Consider the following 17,561-nt stretch of genomic DNA (forward strand, 5'->3'; position numbering starts at 1 on the left):
GGATAACAAAAAGGCCGGAGATATCCCCGGCCTTTTTGCTTTTCGATCGTTCAATTATCAGGCGCGTTCGCGGCGCTGGCCGCTGCCGTTGCGGGAGCCGGAGCCACCGCGACGGTTGCCGCCGTTGCCATCCCGGCGCGGTTCGCCGGCCTGGGCCTGCTGCGGGCCGCGGTCCTCGCCGTGCTTGCGGGTCGGACGGCCGTGGGCGTGACGGCTGTTGCCGCGGTGATGACCGCTCGGTTCACCATTGGCATGGGCGCCGTGATGGGCCGGACGCTGTGGCTTTGCAGAGGAGCGGAAATCGGAGGTCGAGGCCAGATCGTTGTCGGGGCCGAGATCCGGGGTCGCTTCACCGCGGCGCTGACCGCGGAAATCCTCGTTGCGGCTGGTCGGGCGCTCCGGACGCGGACGACGCTCGTCGCCGCCGGCGCGGACTTCGCTGCCTTCACCTTCGCGGCGCGGGCGGCGTTCCTGACGGTTGCCGCGATGCTCCGAACGGTTCTGGTCGCCACGGCCTTCGCCACGACCCTGACCTTCGCGACCCTGGCCGCCATTACGGTTGCGGTTGTTGCCATTGCCGTTGGCACGGCGGGGTCCGCCGCTGATGTTGGCCGGCGGTTCGCCGCTTGCGACAGTGATGTCGATGCCCATCAGGCGCTCGATATCACGCAGCAGCTTGGCTTCGTCGGGAGCGCAGAAAGCAATGGCGATACCGTCGCGGCCGGCACGCGCCGTGCGGCCGATGCGATGGACATAGGCGTCAGGCACCTCAGGCAGGTCGTAATTGTAGACGTGGCTGACAGCAGGGATGTCGATGCCGCGGGCGGCGACGTCGGTGGCAATCAGCGTCTTGATGCTGCCGTCGCGGAAGGCCTTCAGCGCCCGCTCGCGCTGACCCTGGCTCTTGTTGCCGTGGATCGAAGCGACGGAATAGCCGATATTCTCGAGATGCTTCATCAGCTTCTCCGCACCGTGCTTGGTGCGCAGGAAGACCATGGCGCGGCCGTCAGGGTTTTCGGTCAGCGACTTGCGGAGCAGTTCCGTCTTGTCGTTCTTGCCGCCGACGAAATGGACGTACTGTTCGACCTTGTCGGCAGCCTTGCCCGGGGGCGTGACTTCGACCTTGACGGGATCGACGAGATATTCGCCGGCGAGATCGGCGATCGCCTTCGGCATGGTGGCCGAGAAGAGCATGGTCTGGCGCTTTTTCGGCACCATCTTGGCGATCTTGCGCAGATCATGCACGAAGCCGAGGTCGAGCATCTGGTCGGCTTCGTCGAGCACGAGATAGCGGACCGTGGTCAGCGTGATCGCGCGGCGATTGACGAGGTCGAGCAGGCGGCCCGGCGTGGCGACGAGGATGTCGGTGCCCTTTTCGAGCTGAAGCTGCTGCTTGTTGATCGAGACGCCGCCGACGACGACGTTGATGCGCAGCGACGACTTGCGGATGAACTTCTTCAGGCTCTCGGCGATCTGGTTTACCAGTTCGCGGGTTGGCGCCAGGATCAGCGTGCGCGTCGTGCGGTTGTCGGGACGCCGCTCGTCGGCGAGCAGCTTTTCAATCAGCGGCAGGCCGAAAGCGGCGGTTTTGCCGGTGCCGGTCTGGGCAAGGCCGATCAGGTCGCGGCCTTCGAGGAGGAGGGGAATGGCATGTTCCTGGATCGGCGTCGGCGTTTCGATGCCGAGCTGGAACAAAGTAGCAACGATCGGCTTGGAGACACCAAGCGATTCAAAATTAGTCAAGGTATAACCTTTCGGGGCGCCACAATGACTATCGCCGGAACGCACCATGCGATCCGGTTTCATTCTGGCGTCAAGAACCCCGCGTGAAGTGGGAACTTGTGAGTTGGAAAAAGCTTTCCAGCGCTTCTGGCCGCTCATGGGAGTGCGGCGCTCTATCGAAATGCGCTTTTGTCCCTTCTTCCTGCGTCTGTATTTTTCAGCAGGGGCACGCTCACGCGGCGGCCGGAAGGGTGAAAGCTGACCCGCATTTGGGCTAGTTCGCGTGGAAAGTCAAGTGCAGTGCACAAGAAAGCCTCAAGCCGGGTCAGGGGAGGGCATGACGAGGACGAAGCTTTGCGATGCGGTCTCAACGCCGTTGACGAGGATGGCGATGCGATGTTCGCCTGGATAATAGCGTCGCGTCGTGATTGGCCGCATGGCGTGGCGGCGCCCAATTGTATGGCTTTGCCCCGGAGCGAGCATTATTGCCTTGCACTTGAAGACCTTGGGTGAGAGCGAACCGTCGCTCTTCACATGGTGAATGGCGTAGTCGATCATCAGCGACTGCGCTCGCTCGCCGGCGTTTGTTACCAGGATTTCGAAATCCAGCCCTTCGCCGAACATCACCTCAGCATTCCGGAGCCGCAGTTCGCATTCGAGCGAAGCGGCCGCGGCGAAGCCGAAATTGGCGAGCGCCTGCGCGTGGCCTTTCTTCAGAAGCGTGCGCGAGGCGTGTTTCAGCAGCCAGCGACGTTCGGATGAAGCGCCGTCGATATGACTGGCGATGAAGGCGGCGACCAGGTCCGGGTGGTCCTTGGCGACGTCGTTCAGGCTGTTGGCCACGGAGCGGCGCACATAATCTTCCGGATCATCCATCAGCGCGGTCAGGATGGGCAGGATCGGCGCTGGATTCTTCACGAGCTGCGGCAGACGCATCGCCCAAGGCAGGCGCGGCCGCGTTCCTTCGCTCGCCAGCCGTCGCACATGCTGATCGGGATCGTCGACCCAGCCTGAAATGATGGCCAGCGCGCGCTGCTGGTCGCGGTGGATAAAGGGGCGGATGCCGTATTCGGCTGTGAAATGTGGCGTCAGCGCCTTCAGGAGAGCAAGACCGAGATCGAAGTGATCGGGGCCGCGTGCGGCGATGAACTGATTGACCGGCAGCAGCATCCAGCCGGAGAGCCCCGGCCTGCCGGCGGCGGGCAGGCTTGCCTTGAGCATGGCTGCGGCCTCTCGGAAATCACCGGGAAGTGTTGCAAACAGTGCGTCGCGGATCAGGGCCGAGCGCTCCATCAGCTCCAACGCGGTGAGGCCCTCGGTCGCCAGCGTCACGAAGCGGCTTTTATCGAAAGTCGGCGCGTTGCCGGCAATGCGATCGGCCATATCGCCGACCAATGCCTCATGCAGCAGGTTCTTGAGCGGTTCTGGCATGCTGGTCCTTCCTCTCTATGCGGCCGCCGCATGCCGCCCGCATGAGGGTCTGCGAAACATCTGGCCATTTGCTATCGGATCGTGTGGAGATAGCGGGATGCGTGTGACGCGAGCTTTAGCGTATCGGTGCCGTCGATTTCCTTGGAATGAGGGTTGGAGCCGAGATCCGAATACGCTCGTCGGCAGCGCTGTTGTCACCGGCGAGAAGATCAAGGGCGTTTGATGCAATTTGCTCAAACGGCACCCGCAACGTCGTGAGCGGTGTGGGGAGGTGGCTTACAATCGGAATATCGTTATAGCCTACGATCGAGATGTCCTGCGGCACGGAAAGGCCAAGTTTCGTCAGTCCCGACAAGGCGCCGATGGCGGTGTTGTCGTTGACGGCGAAAATAGCGGTTGGGCGCGGACTAAGATGCATCAGTGTCTCGACGGCTACCGCACCGGACTCGATGCCGAAAGTCGAGGGAATGATGTAGGAGGGATCCGCATTCAGTCCAGCTTCTTCCAGGGCGTGCCGGAAACCCTCCACTCGGCCCCGCGAACTGGAGGCATAGGATGGACCGGCAATGACGCCAATTCTGCGATGGCCGAGATCGAGGAGGTGGCGTGCCGCGAGGTAACCACCGAGCCGGTCATCGCCGACCGACGAGAGGCTGTGGCCATCCGTCCGGAGTGCCAGGACATAAGGAATACCGCGTTTTGCCAGCTCGTCCGGAAAGTCATCGTCTTCCCGCGCTGTCGAAAGAATCAGTCCATCGACACCGCGCTTCAGCAGAGACTCGGCCGCGAGCCGGTCTGCCTTTGGCTTGTCGTCGGTCGTTGCGACAATGGCGAAGCGGCCACTACGGCTGCAAGCCTTGGCCAGTGCTTCGTAAAGCATGGCCATGACCGTATCCGTCAACCTGGGCACGATCACCCCGATTGTCATTGTGTTGCCGCGCCTAAGGCTCGCTGCGGAAACATCCCGGACGTATCCCAGCTCTTCGGCAACCTTGCGCACGCGCCGCGCGGTCTCGCTGTCGGAGCGGGGTAGCCTCTCGTCCAGTATGCGGGACACGGTAGACTTGGAGACACCGGCTGCGGCAGCGACGCCGTGAATAGTGACGCGGGTCTGCCCCGGAACTTCATCCGTCTTTGAATTCATTGAGCCTTTTCCAATCGAGTCAGCAAGACGCCGCCGCTCTCTCAGCATGCACCAAAAAAGATATTGACTCCAGAGATTTCGAGAACGATAGTGGGAACGTTCCCGTAAACGATCCTATATCGATCGCGAGCGAACTGCGATCGCACGAAGGAGGAGACCAACATGCAACCGATGGATATGCGCGGGCTGAGCCCGGCCCCCGTTACCGCTTTCACCCGCGACGGTGAAGTTGATCACAAAGCCAACGCCAAACTCGCCAAATGGCTGGTCTCGATGGAAGGCGTCAAAAGCCTCGTCATCCTCGGTCATGCCGGCGAGGGCACCTTCCTCACGGAAGAGGAGCGCCTTGCTCTCATCCACACTTATGTTGAAGCAGTCGACGGTGCCGTTCCGATCATTGCCGGGATTACCGGTGAAGGCACGAAGGTCGCCGCTGAAGAGGCCAGGAAATGCAAGGCCGCTGGTGCCACCGGCGCACTCGTCTATCCCAACCACGGCTGGCTGCGTTTCGGCTTTCAGAAGGGAGCGCCTCAGGATCGCTACAAGGCAATCTGGCAGGAGTCTGGCCTTCAGTGCATCCTGTTCCAATATCCCGACGCCACCAAGGCATCATACGATCTCGATACACAGCTTGCGATTGCCACACAGGAAGGCGTCGTCGCCACCAAGAACGGCGTGCGCAATATGAAGCGCTGGTATGTCGAAATTCCGGAGCTGAAGAAGGCCAATCCAAAGCTGCAGGTTCTGAGCTGCCACGATGAATGGCTGCTGCCAACCATGTTCGATGTCGACGGTCTGCTCGTCGGTTATGGCAATATCGCGCCGGAGCTGCTCATCGACCTGATCAAAGCTGGCAAGGCGCAGGACTATCCGGAAGCGCGCAAGATCTTCGAGCGCCTTCTTCCGGTGACGCGTGCCGTCTATCATCGCGGCTCTCATATGGAAGGCACCGTGGCCCTGAAACTCGGCCTCGTGCACCGCGGTATCCTTGACCACGCTACGATCCGCGAGCCGCTGAAGAGCCTTGGCGAAAAGGCCGAAGCGGAGATCTTTGCTGCCTTCGACGCCGCCGGTATCGGTCGCGTTGACCAGTTGCTGGCTGCCGAGTGACCTCTTTGACGCCCCTGCGCAGGTCGCAGGGGCGCATTCCGAAGGGAGGAGGAAACCATGGAAACTCGCCGAGGCAGACTTGAACGTCTTTGCAGGCCATTGCTCTGACAGGACGAACTGACGCGCAGTAGCAACCATCAAGCAGGAGCGCCCCTGGCCGGGAGAGTGGTAGGCCACGGGGCGAGAAGGAGGAACCAATGGATGTCATGCAGCCTATGCCGGCTGAGACGGCGAATGCCGCTGATCCTCAGGCCGAAATCAGCGCTCGTCTGGAGCGCCTTCCCATCACCCGCGAGGTATTCTGGGCGCGCAATATCGTCGGCGCGGCAACATTCTTCGACGGCTACACGGTCATCGCCATCGCATATGCCATGCCCGTCCTCGTCCGCGAGTGGGGCCTGACTCCCTCACAGACAGGCATGATCCTGTCGATGGGCTATCTGGGGCAGTTGATCGGTGCGATCCTGTTTGGCTGGCTTGCCGAGAAGGTCGGCCGGCTGAAAGTTCTTCTGTTCACGATCCTGCTCTTCGTCAGCATGGATGTCGCATGCCTGTTCGCTGCCGGAGCCGGCATGATGATGGCCTTTCGTTTCGTCCAGGGGATCGGCACCGGCGGCGAGGTTCCGGTCGCCAGCGCCTATATCAACGAGTTGATCGGGTCGAAGGGGCGCGGCAAGTTCTTCCTCCTCTATGAGGTCATGTTCCTGCTGGGCCTCGTCGGCGCCGGGCTGATCGGCTACTTCCATGGTACCGGTTTACGGCTGGAAGGCGATGTTCGTCGTCGGTCTCGTTCCCGCAATCATCATGATTCCTCTGCGCTGGTTCCTGAAGGAATCACCGCGTTGGCTGGCTGCCAACGGCCGCTATGGCGAAGCAAACGCTATCGTCAGCCGCATGGAAGAGAGTGCCCGCGCAGCCGGCAAGGAACTGCCCGAGCCGAAGCTCATCCAGGCGCCGGTCCGCCGCAAGTCGGACTGGCGCGAGCTCTTCCAGGGCATTTACCTGAAGCGGACGCTTTCCATCTGGGCAAACCGCCTATACGGTGGCCAACGGTACGATCACCTGGCTGCCGACCCTGTATCGACAGGTCTTCAATCTGCCGCTTCAAACCAGCATCTTCTATGGTTTCCTGACGTCGGTCGGCGGCGTGATCGCCGCCGTCATCTGCGCGCTGCTCATCGACAAAGTGGGACGCAAGCGCTGGTACACCGGTGCACTGCTTCTCGCTCCCGTGCCGCTGCTGGCTCTCGCATGGCTCGGCGCGACGTCTCCCATCCAGGTTCTGGTTCTTGCCGGTCTCGCTTATGCGATTGTCCAGACCGTCACATTCTCCCTGTACCTATACTCGGCAGAGATCTACCCAACGCGCCTCAGGGCACTGGGAACAGGAACCGGCAGCGCCTGGCTTCGCTTGGGATCATCGGCCGGTCCGATCCTCGTCGGCACGGTGATGTCTTCCATGGGCATCCAGTATGTCTTTGCGAGCTTCGCAGCCATTCTGATCGTCGGTGCGATCATCACGGTGTTGTTTGCGGTCGAAACCAAGGATCGCGTGCTGGAGGAGCTTTCTCCGTAACGGTTGAAAATGCGATCTGATCGGCTTTGAGCTGGCGGATGAAAATCCGCCAGTTTCATTTGATTGTCGTTCCGACTACTGCATCATTCCTTAAATCGGAATCGATTTAAGGATAAAATTATGCAGCAATTCAAAGCGTTACAGCATCCTCTGTACGTCTGAAAAGACGCGCGGCGCTGTAATTTGACCGGCGCCGACGGGAGGTCAGGCGACGCCGGATGCGGTTCCGCTATCGCTGGCAAACTTTGACGCGATAGGGATTGCCCCAATCGTCGTGCAACCATTCGAAATGGCAATAGTCCGGCCGATAGTAAGTCCGGTAAACGGGGTAGGGGCGGTAAGCGGGATAATCGGGATAGACCGGGTAGGCGGGACGGGCGGCCTCCGACAGCAGGGCGCCGCCGACGACGCCGGCGGCAAGGCCGCCCCAGAAGGCATCGCGTGGACGGGCATCGGCGGTGGTGGCGGTGGCGAGCGAGGCGCCGGCGAAGGTCAGGGCGATCAGGCCCGTCGCCATGGTCTTATGAAGAACGGACATGGTATTTTCCTTTCATGGGCATGGCTTCGATAAAGCCATGCCGAGACTCGGCCCGGATCGCGGCGACGCAATGGCCGCGCAAGCGGTTTCGGCATTAAATTTTCGTCATGATTTCAAGGGATCCCGACGTCGAAAGAATTATTGCGAGCGTCCTTTCAGTCTCGTGCAAGCCCGGGCTCGTAATCTCGAATTATCTTCAGCTTGGTGAGCCGGCTCGTAAAATTCCGCTGTCGAAATTTATGGTTAAAACCTTGTTAAAAGCCTTGGCGTTTTAGTTTTTGTAGTCGATATTTCATTCATTGCGGGAGCGATATTTTTTGAAATCAGCCGGGGAACTTCTGGAGTTGGCTTGTCGCCGGATCGCTGATCTGGATACCCCGGCCTATGTCAAGAACAGCGAGTTGCGCTATGTCGCCGTCAACGAGGCCTATGCCCGTTTTCTGGGTCGCGAAATCTCCGATTTTATCGGCAGGCGCAGCCGCGAGCTTCTCGACCGTCCCGAGGAAGAGGATCGTGAGGACAAGGAGCGCCGCGCGCTGGTATTCGCCACTGAGGAAAACGCGATCTGCTTCGATGCGGCAGGCCTCAGCCATGAACGCATCCAGATAGAAAGCTTTTCGCCATCGCTGGACCGGGCTTACGTGCTCGGCATTTTCGAAGTGCGAGCGCCGCCGCGCCGCGCCGCGGACGATAGCGCCGCCGCCGATTTCGCCCGCGTGCGCGAGGCGCTGGAACAGCTCGACCATCCGATCGGCATCTTTGCCGAGGATGGCCGGCCGCTGGTCGTCAACGCCGCCTATCGCAACGACGCAAAGCCTGCGGCTGTCAGCGACACGGCCTGGCATGAGAGCGTCAACGAGCTCGACCTGCTGCGGACCATCCTGGAGGACCTCCCGGTCGCGGCCTTCGTGCGCGACGAGAAGCATCGCCTCGTCTATGCCAATCAATATTACGAAACCTTCAGCGGCCATAGCCGTTCTCGGGTCCTTGGGATGACCGAACACGAAATGTTCGGTCCGGACGGCGGCGAGGCGATCTACCAGGAAAACCTGCTGGCGTTGGAGGGAGGCAAGTCGAAGGAGATCGAAAGCCTGCTGCCGAGCAAGGACGGCCATATCTATTCCGTCCTCTCGCGCGTCAACCGCGTTGTGACAGCGGATGGTCGGCCCTATGTCGTCGGCTCCTTTTCAGACATCTCGCCACTCAAGGAACGAGAGAAGGCGCTGATCGAGGCGCAGAAGCAGGAAGAGGTGCTGCACCGGGATATCGAGAATATCCTACGCTCGCTTCCGATCGGCGTGCTGATCCTCGATAACGACCACCGGATCCTCTCCGTCAACGACGAGTTCTACAGCATCTGGGAGTTGCCGCTCGACGATCCCTTCGACGGCCGCCCCTTCATCGATGTCATCCGCCGCAATTATGAGCTCGGTCGCTACGACGGCACACAGACGCCCGAGGAGATCTACGCTTTCCGCAAGCACCTGTTCGAAACCGAGGAGCCCGAGCCGATCGAGCTCGGCTGGGCGGGTGGCAAATCCGTCATTTTCGACAGCCGCCGTATCTCAAACGACCGGATACTGCTGACCTATGCCGACATCACGGCCGTGCGTGAGCGGGAAAATGAAGTCCACGAGGCCCGCGCCGCGCTGGAGCATCTCGGCGAATTGATGCGCGACGCGACACACGCCATGCCGCAGGGCCTCGCCATCGTCCAGGACGGCATTATCAGGATGTCTAATGAGGCGCTGGCTCATATCCTGGAAATTCCCGCCACCTATATCGAGACCGGGCAGGGTTGGCTCGGCATGTTCGAGTTCTGCGCTGCGCGCGGCGACTTCCACGAGGACGCGGCCGAGATTCTGCAGGGTTGGCGCGACAATATCGCGGCGAGGTTGCCGATCTCCACTGCCTTCCATGTCGGCGGCGAGCGCTGGGTGAACATGGATGCAACGGTCAGCCGGGGACAGCATTGGGTGGCGCTTTTTACCGACGTCACCGAACTCAAGAGCCGCGAAGAGGAACTGCGCCAGCTGCTGTCGCGCGCCGAAGCCGCCGACCGCGCCAAATCCGAATTCCTTGCCAATATGAGCCACGAGATTCGCACACCGATGAACGGCGTGCTTGGGATGGCGGAACTGCTTGCCAAGACCAATCTTGATACGCGCCAGAAGACCTTCGTCGATATCATCGTCAAGTCGGGCAATGCGCTGCTGACGATCATCAACGATATCCTCGACTTCTCGAAGATCGATGCCGGACAGATGAAACTGCGCAAAGCCGCCTTCGATATCACCGAAGCGGTGGAGGACGTAGCGACACTCTTGTCCTCGCACGCCGCCGAGAAGAACATCGAGCTCCTGGTGCGAGCCGCGCCCGATTTGCCCGCCGCGGTCATTGGCGACGCCGGGCGCTTCCGCCAGATCGTCACCAATCTCGTCGGCAACGCCGTCAAGTTCACCGAGCGCGGCCATGTCTTTGTCGATGTCGGCTTCCAGCCGGCCGCAGGCGGCGAGATCATGGCGAGCATCCGCATCGAGGATACTGGTATCGGCATTCCGCCGGAGAAGCTCGAATCGGTCTTCGACAAATTCTCGCAGGTGGACGCCTCATCGACCCGGCGGCATGAGGGTACAGGCCTCGGTCTTGCGATCACGGCCGGGCTCGTCGACCTCTTCGGCGGTTATCTCAATGTCGAGAGCGAATGGGGCAAGGGCTCGGTCTTCACCGTCAACCTTCCGTTTGCGGTTGCGGCGGCCCGCCTTGAGCCGAAGCCGTTGCCGATCAACGTGCAGGGTGCGCGCATCCTCGTCGTCGACGACAATGAAGTGAACCGGCGAATCCTGACCGAACAGCTGTCCCTTTGGGGCTTCGACGGCGTGGCCGCCGAAGGCGGCGGTACCGGTCTTGCGATTCTGGAGGCGGCGGCCAATCTCGGCGTCACCGTCGATGCCGTCGTGCTCGATTATCACATGCCCGATATGAACGGCGCCGATGTCGCGCGCAGGCTACGAGCCGATCCCCGCTTCGTCGAACTGCCGATCATCTTCCTGACGTCGATGGATATTTCCGGCACGGAAAAGGAATTCGCGGCGCTGAACGGCCACGCGCATCTGATGAAGCCGGCGCGCGCCAACGTGCTGCGCAACACGGTCGTCGAGGTGGTGCGCGCCAGCCGCGTCAAGCAGGCATCCGAGGCCGAGATTGCCCGGCTGCAGACGGAAGTGGCCGTGCAGGCGCCCGCGCCTGCGCCGCAGAAGCGAACCGCTGAATTCGTCGACGTGCTCGTCGCCGAGGACAACGAGGTCAACCAGATCGTCTTCACACAGATCCTGCAAGGCACGGGTCTTTCCTTCCTCGTCGTCGACAATGGCGAGGAGGCGGTCGCCGCCTGGGAGCGGTATACGCCGCGCATTATCATGATGGACGTCTCAATGCCCGTCATGAACGGCCATCAGGCGACCCAGACGATCCGCGCGCGCGAAAACGGGCAGGGGCACCGGGTGCCGATCATCGGCGTCACCGCCCATGCGCTCGAAAGCGACCGCGAGCTCTGCCTCGATGCCGGCATGGACGACTACATGTCGAAGCCGATCAGCCCCGAGCTGCTCGAGGAAAAAATCCGCCAGTGGCTCGGAACGAGCGAGCAGCAGCCGGAGCGCACCAGCTACTGATCTGCGCGCTGACTGGGGGATGCCTTGATGCCACAGAGCATTTCGCGCTTGCCGGCGAAGCCCGTACGGCGCTCGACGGCAAAACCCGCGGCGATGAGATTACGGCGCACGAAACCGGCAGCCGCATAGGTGGCGAAAGTGCCGCCGGCTGCGCTTTTCTCGCAGACGAGCCGCATCAGTTCCTCCGACCACATATCGCTGTTGCGCGACGGGGCGAAGCCGTCGAGATACCAGGCGTCGAAGTCGTCTTCGGCTGCCGCGACGCCGTCCAAGGCATAGCCGCATACGACGCTGAGCGTCGTCTGGGCGTCGAGATCGAGTCGCACGATACCGGCCGGTATTTCCGGCCAGGCCGCCGTCAGCACCGGACGTTCGGCATCGATCTCCGGCCAGTGCGACAGCGCCCGGCCGATTTCTTCGCCGCGCATCGGGTGGAGTTCGAAGGAGGTGAAATGCAGGTGCTGGCCGTCGGCACGGTGGAGCTTCCATTGCCGCCAGGTTTCGGCGAAGTTCAGGCCGGTGCCGAAGCCGAGTTCTCCGATCCGGAATCTCTGCCGCCCGTTCCAGCGTTCCGGCAGGCCGTTACCGGCGAGAAAAACGTGGCCGCATTCCAGCCGCCCATCGGTCTGGCAATAAAAATGATCGCCAAAGGCGGTGGAATAGGGCATATCGCCGTCGCGCCATTCGAGCGGCTGCGGCGCGCCCGCGCCAATCTGATCGGGGTTCACGTCTGTCATGGAAAAAGCCGATAGTCCTCAGCCGGTCTCAGGTCAATCATCCTCAGAATTGCTGATCGTCGGCGGCGGTATCATGGGGCTCTGGGCGGCCGTCCATGCCGAGCGCCGGGGCATCCGTACTCTTGTTGCTGACGCCGGGAGGTTGGGCGAAGGTGCAAGCGGCGGCCTGCTCGGCGCGCTGATGCCGCATATGCCGGACCGGTGGTCGGAGAAGAAGCAGTTCCAGTTCGATGCGCTGGTCTCGCTCGAAGCCGAAATCACAGCGCTCGAAGCCGAGACCGGGCTTTCCGCCGGGTATAACAGGTCCGGACGGCTGATCCCGCTGCCGAAGCCGCATCTCAAAAAAATAGCGCGCGGCCATTTCGAGGACGCTGAACAGCATTGGCGGGTGGGCGAGCGCCGCTTCCATTGGCATGTGCTCGACAGGCCACCGGTCAACGGCTGGATCGAGGCGTCCGCCGGCGAGAGCGGCTTCGTGCACGACACGCTCGCCGCGCGCGTTGCGCCCCGCTTGCTGATCGCAGCGCTTATCGCCTTCCTTCGGCGAGCAAAGCATGTTCGTATCCTGGAGCATGCGACGGTTGCCGGCCTCGATCCTGATCGCGGCACGACCGAAATCAACGGTGAAACGATCACTTTCAGTCACTGCATCGTGGCCGCCGGCCATCGCTCCTTTCCATTGCTGCAAGAACTGACGCCGGGGCTGAAACAACCGCTCGGCCAGCCGGTCAAGGGACAGGCAGCACTGTTGAAAGCCGATATTGACCCGGCGCTGCCGACGATCTTTCTCGACGGGCTCTATGTCATCGCGCATGAGGGCGGGCACGTGGCAATCGGCAGCACCAGCGAGAACCGTTTTGACGATCCCACCTCGACCGACGCCCAGCTCGACGTGCTGATCGAGGCGGCGCGCGGCATCGTGCCGACGCTTCGCGACGCTCCCGTTGTCGAACGCTGGGCCGGGCTTCGTCCGAAGGCGATCGACCGGGATCCAATGATCGGCCGCCATCCCGATCACCGGCGCCTGATCGCGCTGACCGGCGGCTTCAAGGTCAGCTTCGGCCTCGCCCACCGGCTGGCGGAGGCGGCGATATGTATCGCAGGCGATACAGACTGCGGATTTCTGCTGCCGGAAAGCTTCGCAATTTCAAGCCATATTGCGACGGCTTCACGTTAAACGTGAATTAGGCGCCGCTGCGTTTCGTTATTCTGTCATGGAAATCACCTATCTGCTTGCGCATCGACAGCGCCGGATCTCACCGGCGCTCACTTCCTTGATGGAGGAAATTGCATGCGCTATGCCATTTGCTTCACGCCTCCGGCGAGCGATCCGTTGTCGCTCGTGGCCGCCAATTGGCTTGGCCGAAACGTGTTTTCGGGCGATATGATGGAGCCTCCGGCAGTCCGTGGCCTCGGCATTCACGAGATCGCCTTCCATACCGCGGTGCCGCGGCGCTACGGATTTCACGGCGTTTTGAAGGCGCCGTTCCACTTGTCCCGCGACATGCCCGAATCGCAACTCCTGCGCGATCTGATGCGTTTTTCCGGGACCTTTGTTCCCTTCCAGATTCCGCGCATCGAAGTCGCCCGGCTCGGCAATTTCTACAGCCTGCTGCCGAGCACTCCCTGCGAGCAGATCCAGTATCTCGCTTCGGCGATCGTGCAGGAATTCGATCGTTTCCGCGCGCCGCTCAGCGAGGCTGAGATCGAACGCAGCGATCCGGACGGGCTATCGGCGACGCAATTTGCCAATCTGCATCGCTGGGGCAATCCCTACGTGATGGAGGAATTCCGCTTTCATATGCCGGTGACGGGTCCCGTCAACGCGATCGACATGCCGCGCATCGAGCCGGTGTTGCGGACAATCTTCGAGCCTGTCCTCACCGAGCCTGTCACGGTTTCGAACGTGGCGCTGATGATAGAGGAGGGCACGGGCGGTCCTTTCCGCGTTCACTCGCTGCATCCGATGGGCAAGGTCAGCGCGCGCAAAATCGCCTAAGGATGCTGATGAGCTAAAGCCTTGTGCCGTAAAGGCAAAATCCGGCAGAGCAGTTTCCGTCTCGACATTCCGGCTGCGGATGCTACCGTTCCCCGTCTTTTCAGAAGGTGATTTGATGGTATCCGAGACTTATCCGCGCAATCTCGTTGGTTACGGGCGTCTGACGCCTGATCCGAAATGGCCGGACGAGGCACGCGTCGCCGTGCAGTTCGTCATCAACTACGAGGAGGGCGGCGAAAGCTCGATCCTCGACGGCGATCCAGCTTCCGAAAACCTGCTGTCGGAGATCGTCGGTGCGGCCGCCTGGCCAGGGCAGCGCAACCTCAACATGGAATCGATCTACGAATATGGTTCGCGTGCCGGCTTCTGGCGGCTTTGGCGCATGTTCACCGATCTCAAGGTGCAGGCGACCGTCTACGGCGTGACGCTGGCGATGGCCCGCAACCCCGAGGCCGTCGCTGCGATGAAGGAGGCCGGCTGGGAGATCGCCAGCCACGGCTACCGCTGGCTGGAATATAAGGATTTTCCCGAAGATCTGGAGCGCAAGCATATCCTCGAAGCCGTGCGACTGCACACCGAACTCACCGGCGTGCGGCCCTACGGCATGTATCAGGGCAAGCCTTCCGACAACACGCTGCGACTGGTGCAGGAGGAGGGCGGTTTCCTTTATTCCTCCGATTCCTACGCCGACGACCTGCCTTACTGGGTGAAGGGCGTCGACGGGAAACCCTTCCTGATCATTCCGTATACGCTTGAAACCAATGATATGCGATTTGCGACGCCGCAGGGCTTCAATGCCGGCGATCAGTTCTTCACCTATCTGAAGGATGCCTTCGATACGCTTTATGAGGAAGGCAAGGCGGGCAGCCCGAAGATGATGTCAGTCGGCCTGCATTGCCGCCTCGTCGGACGTCCGGGCCGGGCAGCGGCGCTGAAACGCTTCATCGAATATGTGCTGAAGCACGACAATGTCTGGATTCCACGCCGCATCGAGATCGCCGAACACTGGCACAAGCACCATCAGCCGGAAGCGCTTTGATGGTGTCGCGCGAGGATTTCGTCTCCCGCTTCGGCGGCGTCTTTGAACATTCGCCTTTCATCGCCGAGCGCGCCTATGACGCCGGCCCCGTGATAGAGCCGCTGACGGCGGCCGGCGTGCATGCGTCGCTGACCGCCATCTTCCGCGCGGCAAGCCCGCAGGAGCGTCTCGGCGTGCTCAACGCCCATCCTGACCTTGCCGGGCGCCTCGCGATATCGGGCGAACTCACCGAGGACAGCCGGAAGGAGCAGGCCGGCGCCGGTCTCGATCGCTTGAGCCCAGCCGAGTATGCCCGATTCACCGAACTCAATTCGATCTATGTCGAAAAATTCGGCTTTCCCTTCATCATCGCCGTCAAGGGTCTCGGCAAGGACGATATCCTGTCGGCGTTCGAAACACGGATCGGCAATGATCGGCATGAGGAATTTGTGACCGCGACGGCGCAGGTCGAACGGATCGCGCTGCTGCGGCTGACATCGATGCTGCCGGAGGCTGAATGAAAGAGCGGCGCGCCATCGACTATCTCAATGAAATGTATGAGGCGGCATCCGAAGCGCTGTCTTTCGTCGGCGGAATGGATGAGGCGGCGTTCGCCGGGGACAAGCTCACCTTCAAGGCTGTTGCCTTCTGCCACTTCACCATCGGTGCGGCGGCGTCCCGACTGCTCGTCAACCATCCGGAATTTGCGACTGAGCATCCCGATCTGCCATGGACGAGAATCTGTGGCATGGGTAACCGTATCCTCGAGGAAGTCTTCGATCTCAGTCCGTCGAACATATGGGAGGCGACCTATCGCACGCTGCCGGAGCTTCTTTCCGCGATCGATGCTGTCCGTTACTGGCATGCCCAAGGCGAATGAAGCCATGTCCGAATTTCTCGAGATCCGCCCGCTCACCAAATCCGCCTTCGCTCCCTTCGGCGAGGTGATTGAGGCCGATCCGGCCTCGATGCGGTTCATCAATGGCGGCACGACGGAGCGTTTTCATGCGCTGGCCACCGCTGATGCGACGGGCGAGGGCGCAGGCGTCATCATCAACCTCTTTCGCGGACAGCCGCGCAGCTTCCCCTATGACGTCGGGATGATGGAGCGCCACCCCCTCGGCAGCCAGAGTTTCTCGCCGGTCTCGGGCCGTCCTTTTCTCGTCGTCGTCTCCGAGGACGAGAACGGCCGCCCGGGCAGGCCGCAGGTGTTTCTGGCGCGCGGCGACCAGGGCGTAAACTACCGCCGCAATGTCTGGCATCATCCGCTGATGGCGCTCGACCAAGCCTCAGACTTCCTGGTCGTCGACCGCGACGGGCCAGGCAACAATCTGGAAGAATTCTTCTTCGAAGCCCCTTTTATCATCAAAGAGCCAGCCCCATGACCGGACTGACCACGCATGTTCTCGACACCGCCCTCGGCAAGCCGGCCGAGGGCCTGAGGATCGATCTTTTTCAGCTCGACGGCGAGATTCGCAGGCATCTGAAGACGGTCGAGACCAATGCCGACGGCCGGGTTGATGGCGGCCCTATCCTCATTGGCGAAAATTTTCGAGCCGGTACCTATGAGCTGGTCTTCCACGCCGGCGATTATCTGAGGGCGAGCGGCACGCCTCTGCCGCATCCGGCCTTCCTCGATCTCGTGCCGATCCGCTTCGGCATTGCCGACGTCACGGCGCATTACCATGTGCCGCTGCTGATTTCGCCCTATGGCTATTCTACCTATCGAGGGAGCTAAAAAATGCGGTTTGCGGCAATTGCCGATATCCACGGAAACCATCTGGCGCTCGAGGCGGTGCTTGCGGATATTCGTGCACAGGGCATCGAGGAGATCGTCAATCTCGGCGATTTCTTTAGCGGGCCGCTCGAAGCCGGCAAGACGGCAGACTTGCTGATGCCGCTCGGCCTGACCTCGATCCGCGGCAATCACGACCGCTACCTGATCGAACAGGATCCGGCGGCGCTGCATGTTTCGGATGCCGCCGCTTATCACCAATTGTCGCCAGCCCATCTCGATTGGATCCGTAGTCTTCCATTCGATACCGTCTATCGCGATGAGGTCTATCTCTGCCATGCGACGCCGAAGGACGACAATCTCTACTGGCTGGAATCCGTTTCGTCGGAGGGTTTCGTCTTCCTGAAGCCGATCGAGGCAATCGAGGCGCTGGCCGACGGCATCGACCTGCCGCTGATCCTTTGCGGCCATAGCCACATCCCCCGCGCTATCAGGCTTTCCGACGGCCGTCTCATCGTCAACCCCGGCAGCGTCGGCTGCGCGGCCTATGACGACGAGCTGCCCTATTACCACAAGGTGGAAGTCGGCCACCCGCTGGCGAGCTACGCCATTCTGGAAAAGATGGCGGCCGGATGGATATGGCAGTTCCGAACGGTCGCCTATGACCATATGGCGATGTCGGCACTGGCCGCCGAAAGGGGCCGTGCCGACTGGGCAGGCGCGCTGGCAACGGGTTGGGTGAGATAAAGCATGATGCCGAAAAGTATGTGCAGTTTTCGGGCAACATCATGCTCTAACTATTTAATTTAGAACAAGATTCAGATTTTAGGCCGAACCGGCCTAAAATCATCCTGTTCTAGTCCAGACCCGCTTGCGC

At 61.3% G+C, this 17,561-nt stretch carries 15 protein-coding genes and 1 pseudogene; 11 read left to right on the forward strand and 5 right to left on the reverse strand.

All coding sequences use genetic code 11. The features are described 5' to 3' along the window. Positions 1–57: 57 nt before the first annotated feature. The 3 genes from BS629_RS16345 to BS629_RS16355 all read right to left on the reverse strand — a co-directional run bounded on the left by BS629_RS16345 (position 58) and on the right by BS629_RS16355 (position 4,297). Entirely contained in the window at positions 58–1,791 is a 1,734-nt protein-coding gene (locus BS629_RS16345) for a DEAD/DEAH box helicase (RefSeq protein ID WP_018243164.1), read from the reverse strand. A 246-nt stretch (positions 1,792–2,037) separates the two neighbouring features. Continuing rightward, entirely contained in the window at positions 2,038–3,153 is a 1,116-nt protein-coding gene (locus BS629_RS16350) for a DNA alkylation repair protein (protein WP_018243163.1), read from the reverse strand. Between the two features lie 115 nt (positions 3,154–3,268). Then, positions 3,269–4,297 (reverse strand): LacI family DNA-binding transcriptional regulator, encoded by a 1,029-nt coding sequence (locus tag BS629_RS16355; RefSeq protein WP_018243162.1) that lies wholly within the window; start codon positions 4,295–4,297, stop codon positions 3,269–3,271. Positions 4,298–4,459: 162 nt separating this feature from the next. On the opposite strand from BS629_RS16355, the gene BS629_RS16360 reads away from it, so the two are divergent. Continuing rightward, complete coding sequence (locus tag BS629_RS16360; protein ID WP_018243161.1) at positions 4,460–5,407, forward strand: dihydrodipicolinate synthase family protein; 948 nt, start codon at positions 4,460–4,462, stop codon at positions 5,405–5,407. Between the two features lie 197 nt (positions 5,408–5,604). Beyond that, positions 5,605–6,983 (forward strand): annotated as a pseudogene (locus tag BS629_RS16365) (MFS transporter). Positions 6,984–7,212: 229 nt separating this feature from the next. Here the strand turns inward: BS629_RS16365 and BS629_RS16370 are convergent. Then, a complete protein-coding gene (locus tag BS629_RS16370; RefSeq protein ID WP_018243159.1) occupies positions 7,213–7,521 on the reverse strand; it encodes a hypothetical protein in 309 nt (102 codons plus the stop codon). Between the two features lie 317 nt (positions 7,522–7,838). Between BS629_RS16370 and BS629_RS16375 the strand changes: the two genes are divergently transcribed. Further along, positions 7,839–11,195, forward strand: coding sequence for a PAS domain-containing hybrid sensor histidine kinase/response regulator (locus BS629_RS16375; protein ID WP_018243158.1), 3,357 nt, complete (start codon positions 7,839–7,841; stop codon positions 11,193–11,195). Here BS629_RS16375 and mnmC2 read toward each other — a convergent pair. Continuing rightward, positions 11,189–11,932, reverse strand: a complete 744-nt coding sequence (gene mnmC2 / locus BS629_RS16380; protein ID WP_018243157.1) for a tRNA (5-methylaminomethyl-2-thiouridine)(34)-methyltransferase MnmC2 — start codon at positions 11,930–11,932, stop codon at positions 11,189–11,191. The two genes, BS629_RS16375 and mnmC2, sit on opposite strands and share 7 nt — an antisense overlap. Between mnmC2 and BS629_RS16385 the strand changes: the two genes are divergently transcribed. From BS629_RS16385 to BS629_RS16420, 8 genes are all read left to right on the forward strand, one after another. Next, positions 11,931–13,109 carry an NAD(P)/FAD-dependent oxidoreductase gene (locus BS629_RS16385; RefSeq protein WP_018243156.1) on the forward strand — a complete coding sequence of 393 codons (1,179 nt, stop codon included), beginning with the start codon at positions 11,931–11,933 and terminating at the stop codon, positions 13,107–13,109. The genes mnmC2 and BS629_RS16385 overlap by 2 nt on opposite strands. Before the next feature lie 114 nt (positions 13,110–13,223). Next, entirely contained in the window at positions 13,224–13,931 is a 708-nt protein-coding gene (locus BS629_RS16390; RefSeq protein ID WP_018243155.1) for a DUF1045 domain-containing protein, read from the forward strand. Positions 13,932–14,046: 115 nt separating this feature from the next. Next, on the forward strand, positions 14,047–14,970 hold the full coding sequence (gene puuE / locus BS629_RS16395; protein WP_018243154.1) for an allantoinase PuuE: 924 nt from the start codon (positions 14,047–14,049) through the stop codon (positions 14,968–14,970). After that, positions 14,970–15,470, forward strand: coding sequence for a 2-oxo-4-hydroxy-4-carboxy-5-ureidoimidazoline decarboxylase (uraD, locus tag BS629_RS16400; RefSeq protein ID WP_018243153.1), 501 nt, complete (start codon positions 14,970–14,972; stop codon positions 15,468–15,470). The genes puuE and uraD overlap by 1 nt, the downstream gene beginning before the upstream one ends. Next, a complete protein-coding gene (locus BS629_RS16405) occupies positions 15,467–15,829 on the forward strand; it encodes a HepT-like ribonuclease domain-containing protein (protein WP_018243152.1) in 363 nt (120 codons plus the stop codon). Before uraD ends, BS629_RS16405 begins: the two co-directional genes overlap by 4 nt. Positions 15,830–15,833: 4 nt before the next feature. Next, a complete protein-coding gene (locus BS629_RS16410) occupies positions 15,834–16,334 on the forward strand; it encodes an ureidoglycolate lyase (protein ID WP_032980743.1) in 501 nt (166 codons plus the stop codon). Continuing rightward, positions 16,331–16,687 carry a hydroxyisourate hydrolase gene (uraH, locus tag BS629_RS16415; protein WP_003541961.1) on the forward strand — a complete coding sequence of 119 codons (357 nt, stop codon included), beginning with the start codon at positions 16,331–16,333 and terminating at the stop codon, positions 16,685–16,687. The genes BS629_RS16410 and uraH overlap by 4 nt, the downstream gene beginning before the upstream one ends. Before the next feature lie 3 nt (positions 16,688–16,690). Next, on the forward strand, positions 16,691–17,431 hold the full coding sequence (locus BS629_RS16420) for a metallophosphoesterase family protein (protein ID WP_018243150.1): 741 nt from the start codon (positions 16,691–16,693) through the stop codon (positions 17,429–17,431). Positions 17,432–17,561 lie beyond the last annotated feature (130 nt).

Source organism: Rhizobium leguminosarum bv. viciae USDA 2370 (assembly GCF_002008365.1).
GTDB lineage: Bacteria > Pseudomonadota > Alphaproteobacteria > Rhizobiales > Rhizobiaceae > Rhizobium > Rhizobium leguminosarum.

Bases quoted from the DNA above. Each gene is read 5' to 3' on its own strand.
- BS629_RS16345 (WP_018243164.1), bottom strand. From the start codon at position 1,791: ATGGTGCGTTCCGGCGATAGTCATTGTGGCGCCCCGAAAGGTTATACC.
- BS629_RS16350 (WP_018243163.1), bottom strand. From the start codon at position 3,153: ATGCCAGAACCGCTCAAGAACCTGCTGCATGAGGCATTGGTCGGCGAT.
- BS629_RS16355 (WP_018243162.1), bottom strand. From the start codon at position 4,297: ATGAATTCAAAGACGGATGAAGTTCCGGGGCAGACCCGCGTCACTATT.
- BS629_RS16360 (WP_018243161.1), top strand. From the start codon at position 4,460: ATGCAACCGATGGATATGCGCGGGCTGAGCCCGGCCCCCGTTACCGCT.
- BS629_RS16370 (WP_018243159.1), bottom strand. From the start codon at position 7,521: ATGTCCGTTCTTCATAAGACCATGGCGACGGGCCTGATCGCCCTGACC.
- BS629_RS16385 (WP_018243156.1), top strand. From the start codon at position 11,931: ATGGAAAAAGCCGATAGTCCTCAGCCGGTCTCAGGTCAATCATCCTCA.
- mnmC2 (WP_018243157.1), bottom strand. From the start codon at position 11,932: ATGACAGACGTGAACCCCGATCAGATTGGCGCGGGCGCGCCGCAGCCG.
- BS629_RS16390 (WP_018243155.1), top strand. From the start codon at position 13,224: ATGCGCTATGCCATTTGCTTCACGCCTCCGGCGAGCGATCCGTTGTCG.
- puuE (WP_018243154.1), top strand. From the start codon at position 14,047: ATGGTATCCGAGACTTATCCGCGCAATCTCGTTGGTTACGGGCGTCTG.
- uraD (WP_018243153.1), top strand. From the start codon at position 14,970: ATGGTGTCGCGCGAGGATTTCGTCTCCCGCTTCGGCGGCGTCTTTGAA.
- BS629_RS16405 (WP_018243152.1), top strand. From the start codon at position 15,467: ATGAAAGAGCGGCGCGCCATCGACTATCTCAATGAAATGTATGAGGCG.
- BS629_RS16410 (WP_032980743.1), top strand. From the start codon at position 15,834: ATGTCCGAATTTCTCGAGATCCGCCCGCTCACCAAATCCGCCTTCGCT.
- uraH (WP_003541961.1), top strand. From the start codon at position 16,331: ATGACCGGACTGACCACGCATGTTCTCGACACCGCCCTCGGCAAGCCG.
- BS629_RS16420 (WP_018243150.1), top strand. From the start codon at position 16,691: ATGCGGTTTGCGGCAATTGCCGATATCCACGGAAACCATCTGGCGCTC.